The sequence below is a fragment of the Accumulibacter sp. genome, assembly GCF_023806565.1.
GTDB lineage: Bacteria > Pseudomonadota > Gammaproteobacteria > Burkholderiales > Rhodocyclaceae > Accumulibacter.
Map to the genome: position 1 here is coordinate 1 of NZ_JAMTDV010000112.1, position 12,205 is coordinate 12,205.

8 protein-coding genes, 1 tRNA gene and 1 pseudogene are annotated in these 12,205 nt (G+C 63.9%); 4 read left to right on the forward strand and 6 right to left on the reverse strand.

Annotation, left to right across the window (positions count from 1 at the left end):
- Positions 1-6 precede the first annotated feature (6 nt).
- A tRNA-Thr gene (locus tag NFV80_RS12305) sits at positions 7-80 on the reverse strand.
- A 275-nt stretch (positions 81-355) separates the two neighbouring features.
- Here NFV80_RS12305 and NFV80_RS12310 point away from each other — a divergent pair.
- Entirely contained in the window at positions 356-2,143 is a 1,788-nt protein-coding gene (locus NFV80_RS12310; RefSeq protein ID WP_296758831.1) for a GGDEF domain-containing protein, read from the forward strand.
- A 33-nt stretch (positions 2,144-2,176) separates the two neighbouring features.
- Here the strand turns inward: NFV80_RS12310 and tcdA are convergent, their stop codons facing one another.
- Both tcdA and NFV80_RS12320 read right to left on the reverse strand, forming a co-directional pair.
- Positions 2,177-2,974, reverse strand: a complete 798-nt coding sequence (gene tcdA / locus NFV80_RS12315; RefSeq protein ID WP_295330533.1) for a tRNA cyclic N6-threonylcarbamoyladenosine(37) synthase TcdA — start codon at positions 2,972-2,974, stop codon at positions 2,177-2,179.
- Positions 2,971-4,080 carry an HD domain-containing phosphohydrolase gene (locus tag NFV80_RS12320; RefSeq protein ID WP_295330536.1) on the reverse strand — a complete coding sequence of 370 codons (1,110 nt, stop codon included), beginning with the start codon at positions 4,078-4,080 and terminating at the stop codon, positions 2,971-2,973. The genes tcdA and NFV80_RS12320 overlap by 4 nt, the downstream gene beginning before the upstream one ends.
- A 352-nt stretch (positions 4,081-4,432) precedes the next feature.
- Here NFV80_RS12320 and NFV80_RS12325 point away from each other — a divergent pair, with 352 nt between their 5' ends.
- Together NFV80_RS12325 and NFV80_RS12330 are read left to right on the forward strand one after the other, a co-directional pair.
- Complete coding sequence (locus tag NFV80_RS12325) at positions 4,433-4,777, forward strand: FKBP-type peptidyl-prolyl cis-trans isomerase (protein ID WP_295330538.1); 345 nt, start codon at positions 4,433-4,435, stop codon at positions 4,775-4,777.
- A gap of 69 nt (positions 4,778-4,846) precedes the next feature.
- Positions 4,847-5,686 carry a pseudouridine synthase gene (locus NFV80_RS12330; RefSeq protein WP_295330540.1) on the forward strand — a complete coding sequence of 280 codons (840 nt, stop codon included), beginning with the start codon at positions 4,847-4,849 and terminating at the stop codon, positions 5,684-5,686.
- 13 nt (positions 5,687-5,699) lie between these two features.
- Here the strand turns inward: NFV80_RS12330 and murB are convergent, their stop codons facing one another.
- The 3 genes from murB to NFV80_RS12345 all read right to left on the reverse strand — a co-directional run bounded on the left by murB (position 5,700) and on the right by NFV80_RS12345 (position 11,736).
- Positions 5,700-6,740, reverse strand: coding sequence for a UDP-N-acetylmuramate dehydrogenase (murB, locus tag NFV80_RS12335; RefSeq protein WP_296758835.1), 1,041 nt, complete (start codon positions 6,738-6,740; stop codon positions 5,700-5,702).
- A gap of 18 nt (positions 6,741-6,758) precedes the next feature.
- On the reverse strand, positions 6,759-10,469 hold the full coding sequence (gene metH / locus NFV80_RS12340) for a methionine synthase (protein WP_295330544.1): 3,711 nt from the start codon (positions 10,467-10,469) through the stop codon (positions 6,759-6,761).
- A 295-nt stretch (positions 10,470-10,764) separates the two neighbouring features.
- Entirely contained in the window at positions 10,765-11,736 is a 972-nt protein-coding gene (locus tag NFV80_RS12345; RefSeq protein WP_295330545.1) for a leucine-rich repeat domain-containing protein, read from the reverse strand.
- 147 nt (positions 11,737-11,883) lie between these two features.
- Here NFV80_RS12345 and NFV80_RS12350 point away from each other — a divergent pair.
- Positions 11,884-12,063 (forward strand): annotated as a pseudogene (locus NFV80_RS12350) (ISAzo13 family transposase); the annotation flags it as partial.
- Between the last annotated feature and the right edge of the window lie 142 nt (positions 12,064-12,205).

Sequence of the window (12,205 nt, forward strand, 5' to 3'; positions counted from 1 at the left end):
TTTCATTGGTGCCCCCACGCGGAATCGAACCACGACCTGATGATTACAAATCAACCGCACGACCTTCATGCTACGGGGGCAATTGTCGTCGCCGCGTGTGATTATAGCCGAACCGATCGTCCGCGAATCATCTGGCGCCTGCCCGGGAGCGGGTGCGCGACCATCTAGCCTTGCTCGGGGGACGACGAGTGTCCAGGGGAAGCGCTGCAAAGTCCTTTTCACTCTTGTGTGTGCGAATCCCCGCCTTGTTGCGCGATGTCAGACCGGGGCAAGGTCACGGAGTGGCGTTCGGCTGCGGTTTCCGACCGCCGATCCCCCTGCTAGAATGTCTGGATTGCCGTTTCGCCAGAAAGCCATGGCCAGCCCCCCGAATCCGTCGGAAATTGCTCGTGAGACTTTGCGTCGGCTGGCCGCTCGCCGCATGGCGCCGTCTCCCGAGAACTACCACAAGCTTTACAACGAGATTGCCGGGACTACCGGAGATGTCATCGAACTCTTTCCGGAGCGCGAATTGCGGGCAATCCAGAGTGCCTTGCCGAGAGAGACTCTCGTCCAGCAGAAATTCGCCAGAAGGTTCGACATGGCGGTCAATGGCCGCAACTGGGCGCAGGTTCGGGAGTGTGTTGCGGATCTGGTCAGGCAGCTCGGCGAGGAGCGGGACTTGCCGTGGACCGGGCTGCTTGCTGAATTTCTTCGCCAATGGGAAGGCAGGCAGGCCGGCCTGACCGCGGCACGCAAGCGCGAGGCTGTCGAGCGTGTGCTCTCCGGCGCTGCGGGCAACAACGAGTTGCTGTTTGGGCGATTGCAGGGCTTGGTGAAATCGTGGTCGACCAGCGCGCCTGCCGATGAGGAAATCCCTCTCGTGGGCGACGAGGCAGAAGTCCCTCAAGGCAGCGTGCCGGTCGTCGGCGATGTCGTCTCCGACTTGGCGCAGCGGATCGGCGAGGAGTCGTCCGAGCTGCGAGATCTCTTCGCCTACACTTTTGAAGTGCTCATTGCGGCACAGTTGGGCGATGAGCCTGAGCTCGCGGCGGACGCACGCGTGCTTGCCCGCAAGGTCCGCCATGCCACGACGCGGCAGGCCTTGTCAGGTCTGCAGGCGGGCATCAAGCGTTTTGCCTTTCGCCTCGAGATTCTCACGGGAGACCGTGCCGAACTGCGCGCAGGGTTGCTCAACCTGCTGCAGTTGCTGCTCGAAAACGTAGGCGAGCTGGTCGTCGAGGATCGCTGGCTGGTCGGACAGATCGCTGTCGTCCGTGACATCTTTTCCGGTCCCATCAACTTGCGCTCGATTGGCGACGCCGAGCTTCGTCTCAAGGAAGTGATCTTCAAGCAGAGCCAGCTCAAGCACAGCCTCAACGAAGCAAGGGAAAGTCTCAAGCAGATGCTGGCCGGTTTTGTCGACCATCTCGCCGAATTCGCGGATTCCACTTCCGACTATCACGACAAGATCGAAGCCTGCGCGGTCAAGATCGGCAAGGCGGAAAACATTACCCAGCTGGAGGATGTGCTTGCGGAAGTGATCCGCGAGACACGCATCATCCAGTTGAACGCGCAGCGTTCGCGCGACGATCTTCGCGCCACGCAGCAGCGTGTGCGTGAAGCCGATAGGAAAGTCAGCGAGTTGCAGGCGGAGCTGGATCGGGCGAGCGCGCTCGTGCGGCACGACCAACTGACTGGTGCCCTCAACCGTCGTGGTCTGGAGGAAGCGTTCGACAAGGAAGTTGCGCGCGCACAGCGTCACCATTCGACACTCTGCGTGGCCATGCTCGACATCGACAATTTCAAACGACTCAACGATTCGTTGGGCCATGACGCGGGCGATGCGGCACTGATTCACCTGGCGACCGTCATCCGGGAAACGATGCGGCCGCAGGACACTGTCGCGCGCTTCGGTGGCGAGGAATTCATCATCGTCCTTCCCGACACGTCGCTCGAGGATGCGCGGAAGGCCATCGTCCGCCTGCAGCGCGAGTTGACACGACGGATCTTCCTGCACGACAACAACCGGCAGTTGATCACCTTCAGCGCCGGGGTGAGCGAGCTGCGACCCGGTGATACGCAGGCTTCGATCAGCAAGCGGGCCGACGAGGCAATGTACGCTGCCAAGCAGGCGGGGAAGAATCGGGTAATGGTGGCCTGAGTTTGCTGCTGCTCGGCTTGCGCGCCATCTTGCTCACACCGGCATTCCCATACCGCGGGCCGCCTGGTGCGCCAGATGCTTCAGCACCTCGCCGGCGGCCAGCAGCCCGAACGGCGCCGTAACGCAAACCGACGAGCCGAAGCCGGCGCAGCTCAGACCGCTTTGCGGCGGCGGTGCACAGGAATCGGTGGGAGGTGGATAACGTAGCGGCTCGCTCGAAAAGACGGCCGGCACGCCGAATTTCTTCCTGGCCTCGCGACTGAAGCCGTACTCCTTGCGGAGCAGCGAGCGCACCTTTGCGAGCAGCGGATCCTGGATGGCCAGCGCGAGGTCGGCGATTCCGATCCGGGTGGGGTCGATCTGGCCGCCGGCACCACCGGCCGTGATCATCGGCACGCCGCTGCCCTTCGACCAGGCGATCATTGCCGCTTTGGCGCGCACCTGGTCGATGGCATCGATGACGTAGTCGAGTCCACCGTCAAACAGAGTGCGCACGTTTTCCGGCGTTACGAAGTCTTCGATTTCAACGACGGCACAGTTCGGATTGATCGTCCGGATCCTTTGCGCCATGGCGCTGACCTTGGCCTTGCCGAATTCGCCGTCGAGGGCATGTACCTGCCGGTTGACGTTCGATTCCGCAACCATGTCCAGGTCGACCAGCGTGATCCTGCCGATCGCCGAGCGCGCCAAGGCCTCGGCCGCCCACGAGCCCACCCCGCCGATGCCGACCACCGCCACGTGCGCGTCAGCGAAGCGTCGCAGCGCTTCGGCGCCGTACACGCGGGTGGTTCCGCTGAAGCGACGCGCCGGGTCGAAGTTCTCTGGGCTCACTGTGGTCCCAGGTTGCGACGTATGACCTGGTTGAACGGTTCGATCCACTCCGGAGCAAACTGTTTGTCGCAGGCGTTGATTTCGGCGATCGCTCGCAGCAGCGAACGGTTCCGGCTACGGTGGCCGTGCTTCAGCATGACTGCTTCAAAGGCATCCACGATTGCCAGCACTTTGGCACCGGGAGCGATCTCGGCTGCCTTGAGGCCGGCCGGATAGCCATCGCCTGCAGGAGTCTCGTGGTGTTGCAGGACCATTTCCGCTGCTCCCGACCAGCCCGCCATCCTCGACAGCAAGCCGGCCGCGCTGGCCGGATGGGTTTGCAACAACTGCTTTTCAGCCGGGCTCATCTTGCCGTCCTTGAGCCATACCGACTCCGGCAGAAACATCATTCCGACATCGTGCAAACATACGGCCGCCTCAAGCTGCTGTGGGTCGATGCGATCGCCGGCCACTTGATTGGTCTGTAGCGCAAGGCGAAGAATGCGCTGCGTTCGACCCTTGAAAAGAGGCGAACGGGCTTCGAACTGACCGGCCAAGCCATGAAAGAAAAGCAGGTCGGCGGCCAACTGTGACCTGTCGCCATTGCCCGTAGTGGCAGGCTGGTCGTTCCTGGCGCGCGCGGCGCCAACCAGCGGACGAAAGCCGGTGACGGTCTCGATTACGGCAACCGCGCTTTCCTCGACCTTGGCAGGCGCCGCCAGCGCCAGTTGTTCGAGTCCTTCGATCAACGGCACCAACTGCAGATTGTCCAGCCTATCCCCAGAAGACAGGCGGGCGACCGCGAGCTCAAGGCGGTCGATCGCCAGCAGAATCAACTCGGCCAACTGCTCTGAGAACGGCAAGGCGTCGCTGCGAATGCGGGCGAGGAGGGTCTCGATTGGATGAACGATGGCCACCGCCACGTCGACCTTGCACAAGCCGGCGTCCCCCTTGACGTTGTGCAGAGCGCGAAAGAGCTTGCCGATTACCTCGCGGTCGGTTGGTGTGCTGCGCAGGCGAGTGACGTCGCGCTCGATGCCGGGAACGTAATCCCGCAGCACGTCGATGAAGTCCTGCAGGGCTTCCCGGTCGGTAAGCACCGCCGTGGCGATCTTCTGTAAGTCCATGGCGCGTATTCCCCCTAATCCCCCGGCGTGCCGTAAATTGTAGCGGAAAGCTGGGAAGCAAGCGGTTCTCTCGGGTGTCTTCGGAAGCGGTCTTCGATGATGATTCTCTGCCATTCCTACCAGATTCACGCCTGGCAGGCAGACACTTGCGGGCTTCCGTGGGACTTCGCTGTCGCACGGCGCGATGACTGGTCAGCCGGCACGATGGATCCCGTCACCGACCAGGAGGAAAGTCATGATCGCTTCCCTCTTGTCGCCCCATGCCAATTTGCTGGACAGGGGAAAAGGGGGGGCTGTGAGTCGTTCTCGCGACTTTCACGTTACACTTTCAACTTTTTTGCGAGGAAACCAAATGCCCATCGTCACCACACCCAGCGGCTTGCAGATCGAAGACATCATCGTTGGCAGCGGACCCACTGCGGTCAGTGGCCAGCACGTCATCGTCCATTACACAGGCTGGCTGGCCGACGGCAAGAAGTTCGATTCCAGTGTCGATCGTAACGAACCGTTCCGTTTTCCGCTCGACGGCCGGCACGTCATTGCCGGCTGGGAGGAGGGCGTACCGGGAATGAGCGTCGGCGGGATTCGCAAGCTCACGATTCCCGCCGAGCTCGCGTATGGCGCTCGTGGCGCTGGCAAGCTGATCCCGCCGCACGCAAAGCTGGTCTTCGAGATCGAACTGCTGGACATTGCCTGAGCGATGTCCGACGGCCAGCGCAGGGGACCGGCGCCGCCGCCTGGGGGGGGCCGGGCAGGGGGACGCAAGTTGGTCGCGGGCGTGGCCGGCGGCAAGCGACCGGGGCCTGCAGGCCTCCAGCAGACTCCGGCACTAGCCCGGCCGTCGGCGCTGACCGGGGCTGCCGCGGGCGTCACGGGCCCGGGCGGTGTCCGCATTTCCAAGCTGTTGGCCGAGCGCGGTCTCTGTTCGCGTCGTGATGCCGATGAATACATCGCGCGTGGCTGGGTCTTCGTAGACGGGCGCCGGATCAGCGAGCTCGGGACGCGCGCCGATCCGGGAGCGGCAATCACTCTCGACCGGCAGGCGCAGGCGAAGCAGCAGAGCCGGTTGACCATCCTGCTGCACAAGCCGGTCGGTTATGTCTCCGGGCAGCCGGAGCCCGGCTGTACGCCGGCAGCCTCCCTGATTCGAGCGGATACCCAGGTCCGCACGCCGGACACTCCAGCTTTTCATCCTTCGTGCCTGCACGGGCTTGCACCGGCCGGCCGGCTGGACATTGATTCGACCGGACTGCTGATACTTACGCAGGATGGTCGGGTCGCGCGCCAGTTGATTGGCGAGGACTCGATGATCGACAAGGAATACCTGGTGCGCGTCGTTGGGCATCTCGACGACAAAGGGCTTGCCTTGTTGCGCCATGGCCTCAGCCTGGACGACCGCAAGCTGAAACGTGCCCGGGTCGAATGGCTCAACGACGACCAACTTCGCTTCGTCCTGCTCGAAGGCAGAAAGAGGCAAATCCGGCGCATGTGCGAGTTGGTCGGCCTGCGCGTCACCGGTCTCAAGAGAGTCCGCATCGGGGCGGTTCGGCTCGCCGATCTGCCACTCGGTCAATGGCGCTTCCTGCGCCCGGGCGAGACCTTCTGACAGCCGCCAGCGATCAGAGAAAGACGGGTTCCGGCGTCAGTTCGACAGCGAAACGCCTGCGCACGTCGGCCTGTACGGCGCGTGCCAGGGTCACCACCTCGTTGCCCGGCGCGCCACCACGATTCACCAGGACCAGCGCCTGCTTCTCGTACATGCCGACGCGACCGAGGTTCCTGCCCTTCCAGCCGCTCTGTTCGATCAGCCAGCCGGCAGCGAGCTTGACGCGCCCATCGGCCTGCGGGTAACGCGGCAGTTGCGGATGGGCTCGGGCCAGCTCTTCGGCGAGTAACGCGTCCACCACCGGGTTGTGGAAAAAACTGCCGGCGTTTGGCAGTACAGCCGGATCCGGCAGCTTGCGCGTGCGCACGGCGATCACCGCCGCAGCAATCTGCCGGGCGTCCGGGTGCGCAATTCGCTGGCGATCGAGTTCGGCCGCCAGTTCGCCGTAGCCGGTCAGTGCCTGCCAGGACTTTGGCAGGCGCAAGGTCACGCGCGTGATGATCATGCGCGCGTCGAGGTGCCATCCCTGCTGGCGGAAAATGCTGTCGCGGTAGGCGAAACGGCACGCCGCACGATCCAGCCGCCGAATTTTCCCGGTCAGCAGATCGCAGGCTTCGAGCGAAAGAAAACGGTCGGCCAGTTCGAGGCCGTAGGCACCGATGTTCTGGATCGGTGCTGCGCCGACCGTTCCCGGAATCAGCGCCAGATTTTCCAGTCCGGGCCAGCCCTGGGCAAGTGTCCACTCGACCAGTCGATGCCAGCTTTCGCCGGCACCCGCGCGCACGTACCAAGCATCATCGTCCTCGCCGATGAGCTGCCGCCCGCCGATCGCCATGTGCAGCAGCAGGCCGTCGAAGTCGCCGGTGAGCACCAGGTTGCTGCCCGCACCGAGAACGAAGCGACGAGCCCAGCTGCAGCTGCCGGCGACCTGTGCGAGCTGCGCAGGCGAGCTGATCTCTGCGTAGAAAGCGGCCCGGCCGGGCAGGGCCAGGGTTGTCCGCGTCGACAGGTCGACATCTCGCGTCACGAGGTCGGCAAGTTGCCCGTCGGACATCGGCGGTCTGGCGCCTTGTCAGAGCAGCGGAGCCAGCCAGCGCCGGGCGTCGGCGACGCTGAAGCCGGCACGCTGTGCCCAGTCTTCCAGTTGGTCCTGTGCGATCTTGCTGACGGCGAAATATCGTGCCTGTGGATGCGCCAGATAAAAGCCGGAAACCGCCGCTGCCGGAGTCATCGCGAAGGACTCGGTCAAACCGATTCCGGCGTTGTGTGGTGCATCGAGGAGTTGGAAGAGGTCTCGCTTGGCGGTGTGATCCGGGCACGCCGGATACCCCGGAGCCGGTCGGATGCCGCGATATTCCTCGCGAATCAGCGCCGTCGAGTCGAGCGTTTCATCGCTTGCGTAACCCCAGTAATGGCGTCTCACCTGCTCGTGCAACCACTCGGCGCAGGCTTCGGCAAGGCGATCGGCGATCGCCTTCAAGAGGATCGCGTGGTAGTCGTCGTGGGCCGCTGCGAACTCGGCGAGCTTCTCCTCGATGCCAAAACCCGCGGCGACTGCAAAAGCGCCGATCCAGTCGGCGGTGCCGCGCTCGGCCACAAAGTCGCTCAGGCATTGGTGCGGCTTCCCGGCCGGGCGCTCGTGCTGCTGGCGCAGGTTGTGCCAGCTCATCAGGCGCCTGGTGCGCGATTCGTCGGAATAGATTTCGATGTCGTCGCCGACGGCGTTGGCTGGGAAGAGGCCGAAAACGGCGTTGGCGCTCAGCCAGCGCTCACCGATGATCCTTTCCAGCATCGCTTGCGCGTCGCTGAATACGCCGCGTGCGGTCGCGCCGACGACCGCATCGTCGAGGATCTTCGGGAAGCTGCCGGCGAGATCCCAGGTCTGAAAGAACGGCCCCCAATCGATGTATTCGGCGAGGGTCGTCAGATCGACCTCGCGCAAGACGTGCAGGCCCGGAGCTTTCGGGGCGCTGGGGCGGTAGCCGGGATCGGCGTTCCACGCGAAGCGGTTGTTGCGCGCGAATTCCAGTGTCACCAGCTGGATGCCCTTCTTGTTCGCGTGCTGTGCGCGCACCCGCTCGTGATCGGCAGCCAGTTCGGCGCGAAAGCCCGCGGCCTGGTCGATCGACAGCAGTCGGGTGACGACGCCGACGGCGCGCGAGGCGTCGGGGACATACACCACTGGTCCCGAATAGTGCGGCGCGATCTTGATCGCCGTGTGTGCACGGCTGGTCGTTGCACCGCCGATCAACAGCGGTATCGGCGAATCGCCGCTCCCGGCGAAGCCGAGACGTTCCATTTCCGCGGCGACATGGCTCATTTCCTCCAGCGACGGGGTGATCAGCCCGGACAGACCGATCGCCTGCGCGCCGTGTTCGCGCGCCGCGTGCAGAATCCGCTCGCACGCTACCATGACGCCGAGGTCGATGACTTCGTAGCCGTTGCAGCCGAGCACGACACCGACGATATTCTTGCCGATGTCATGAACGTCGCCCTTGACCGTGGCGACGACGATGCGGCCCTTGCTGCTGGCGCCGGTGCGCAGTTTCTCCGCCTCGATGAAGGGGATCAGATGCGCCACCGCCTGCTTCATCACGCGCGCCGACTTGACCACCTGCGGCAGGAACATCCTGCCGGCGCCGAAGAGGTCGCCGACGACGTTCATGCCGTTCATCAGCGGGCCTTCGATCACCGCCAGCGGCGGTTGGCCAGCGGCGGCCAGGGCCATGCGGCATTCCTCGGTATCGGCGACGACGAAATCGGTGATTCCCTTGACCAGCGCGTGCGCCAGACGCTCTTCGACGGGCAGCGCCCGCCACGCGAGATCGGGACCACTTTCGCGGGACTTGCCTTCCCTGACCGTCTGGGCAAACTCCACCAGAGCCTCGCCGGCGTCGCGAGTGCGGTTGAGCACCACGTCCTCGACCTTTGCGCGCAGCACTGGTTCGAGATCGTCATAGACGCCGAGCATGCCGGCGTTGACGATACCCATCGACAGCCCGGCCTGGATCGCGTGGTAGAGAAAGACCGTGTGAATCGCCTCGCGCACTGCATCGTTGCCGCGGAAGGCGAAGGAGACGTTCGACACGCCTCCCGACACCTGTGCTCCCGGCAGGTTGGCGCGAATCCAGGCGCAGGCGTCGATGAAGTCGACCGCGTAATTGTTGTGCTCCTCGATGCCGGTGGCGATGGCGAAAATATTCGGGTCGAAGATGATGTCCTCGGGCGGGAAGGCGGCCTGTTCGGTGAGCAAGCGGTAGGCGCGGGCGCAGATCGCGGTCTTGCGGGCGAAGGTATCGGCCTGCCCGGCCTCGTCGAACGCCATCACCACCACTGCCGCTCCGTAGCGGCGGGCCAGTCGGGCCTGGCGCAAGAACTCGGCCTCGCCTTCCTTCATCGAGATCGAGTTGACGATGCCCTTGCCCTGGATGCATTTGAGACCGGCCTCGATGACTTCCCATTTCGACGAGTCGATCATGATCGGCACGCGCGCGATGTCGGGCTCGCTGGCGATCAGCTTCAGGAAGCGATCCATCGCCGCCTTCGAGTCGAGCATCGCCTCGTCCATGTTGATGTCGATGAGCTGCGCGCCGTTCTCCACCTGTTGGCGGGCAACCGCGAGCGCGTCGTCGAAACGTCCGTCGAGAATCATCCGGGCGAAGACGCGCGAGCCGGTGACGTTGGTCCGCTCACCGACGTTCACGAACAGCGAGTCGCTGCCGACATTGAACGGTTCGAGACCCGACAGGCGGAGCTGCCGTGGAAGCTGCGGGACGACACGCGGCCGGATTCCCGCCACGCTCGCGGCGATCGCCGCAATGTGCTCGGGCGAGGTGCCGCAGCAGCCACCGACGATATTGACAAAGCCCTTTTTCGCCCAATCCGTGATTTCCGCGGCCAGTTGCGCGGGCGTCTCGTCGTAACCGCCGAAAGCATTCGGCAAGCCGGCGTTGGGATGCGCGGAGACGAAGCAGTCGCAACGATGCGACAGCTCTTCGACGTACTGGCGCAGTTCGCCGGCGCCGAGCGCGCAGTTGAGGCCGAAGCTGAGCGGGCGGACGTGGTTCAGCGAGTTCCAGAAAGCCTCGGCGGTCTGTCCCGACAGGGTTCGTCCGGAAGCGTCGGTGATCGTTCCGGAGATCATTACCGGCCAGCGCCGGCCGGCTGCCTCGAAGTGTTGTTCGATTGCGAACAGCGCCGCCTTGGCGTTCAGCGTGTCGAAGACGGTCTCGACCAGCAGGAGGTCGGCACCGCCATCGCACAGTCCGCGAATCGCTTCGCGGTAGCTTTCGACCAGCTCATCGAAGCGGACGTTGCGGTAGCCTGGGTCGTTCACATCCGGCGAGATCGACGCGGTGCGCGAGGTTGGTCCGAGAACACCAGCGACGAAGCGCGGCTTGGCCGGGTTCCTGGCGGTAAAGTCGTCGCACACGGACCGCGCCAGTGCTGCACCGGCAAGGTTCAACTCATGGACGATCGCTTCGAGGTGGTAATCTGCCTGCGAAATGCTCGTCGAGTTGAACGTGTTCGTTTCGATGATGTCGGCGCCGGCTGCCAGATACTCCGCGTGGATCGCCCGGATGACGTCCGGCCGTGTGAGCAGCAGCAGATCGTTGTTCCCCTTCAGATCATGCGCATGCTGCGCGAAGCGGCTGCCACGGTAATCCGCCTCCTGCAGTCCGCGCCGCTGGATCATCGTGCCCATCGCCCCGTCGAGGACAAGGATGCGTTGCTCGAGAAGCGCCTTCAGTTCGGCGGTACGGTCAGGCTGCGTCGCTGGCATGGAATTTCCCTGGTTTCTTGGCGGTTCGAGTGCGGTGGCTGCAAAACAGAAAACCCGTCGGCGCAAAGCTCGACGGGTCTTGATATGGACCTCGCTTTAGCGGCATTTTTAGGGCGCCCGCAATCTGTTGATGTCAAATCGGCGCCGCCCTGGAAGTGCCCAAGGCAGGTATGCGAATCTACCCGCCGGGGAATGCGTTGTCAAGGCAGGTGCAGGGCAGATGCCAGGCGTGACAATTTCCCAGCGCCAGCAATTTGGCCCTCGCACCCCAGCGCGCCGCCAATCGATTCAATCGTCACCCGCGCAAAGAGCTTGCGTCGCTGTCATCGCGAGGCTGGATGTGCCTGGTGCCCCTGATCTGCAATTCGATCATCGCCGCCAGCGGCGAGAGGTCGTTGACCTGGGTGTTGTCGAGGGAGAGCCATGTCAAGCCGGAGATCGCCGCCAACGGCGAGGGGTCGCTGACCTGGGTGTTGTTGAGGGAGAGCTGTTTCAAGCCGGTGATTGCCGCCAGCGGCGAGAGGTCGCTGACCTGGGTGTTGTCGAGGGAGAGCTGTTTCAAGCCGGTGATCGCCGCCAGCGGCGAGAGGTCGCTGACCTGGGAGTTGTCGAGGAAGAGCTCGGTCAGGCCGGTGATCGCCGCGAGCGGCGAGAGGTCGCTGACCTGAGTGTTGTTGAGGGAGAGCTGTTTCAAGCCGGTCATCGCCGCCAGCGGCGAGAGGTCGCTCAATGGGACGCCATCGACATCCAGGATTCGCACGCCGGACCACCCCGCGAGCGCCGAGAGGTTCGAGAACGCTGGATCACGAATGATCAGCAGTCTCGTCGCTGCCGAAGTGGAGATGGTTGCCAATTCCCCGGACGCGCTGGCAGGAAAGGTCTGCCCCTCGTCGTCAAGCGCCTCGCCGGCCGCGCGAACGACGCAGGCAATCCCCGCGTCGATCAGAAGCTGCAGCACGACGGGCTCGCGCCACGGTTCCCGCGACTCCGACCAGGCACGACGGGCGCAGGCGTCAAGCAGGGCCTCTTTGCTCGGCTCGCTCAGGCGGACGTGTCGGTCGCCGACGATCCTGGCGGCGACGGCAAAACGCGCATCGTCCCCGTACTCAGCCGCCAGCCAATCGCCCGACTCATCCCGGAAAGCGGCTTCCGCGAGGTCATCGAGCCAGCCGCTGTCGCGTTCGCTCGAAAGCTTCTCGAAAAGAAAGACGAACGTCTCGCGCCAGAAGGCATTGGCCGCCCAGTCGCGCAATTTCGTGCGACTCACCGTCCCGTCGCTGCTTTCACCTTTCCGGCTAAACGCGGGGCTGACGACCCGCTCCGCCAGATAACAGGCGCAGAAATACTCCTGAAAGCTCAAGGAGCCTAGCAAAAATAAGTTGAACAAATATGGCCCGGGGAATACCATGTGGTCATGGATAGCATGGAATCCGTAGGTGCCAAGTACCAAGCGCTGTCGGGTCGCTTGGACGAAGCGACGCTGAGACTGTGGGTAGCTGCGGAAGCTCGGAGCCTCGGCCGCGGAGGGGTGAGCTTGGTGGCGAAGGCGGTGGGCGTATCACGAACGACGATTTACGCGGGCTTGGCGGAAATTGCGGCGATGGACGGATCGCGGGGAAGCGGGGGCGCTGTGGCGATGGAGACTGGCGCAGGGAGCCGGCGCGTTCGTGCGCGAGGGGGATGTCATTGACCGCCGTTATGGAGCCACCGATGATCGGCGTAATGGAGCCATATTG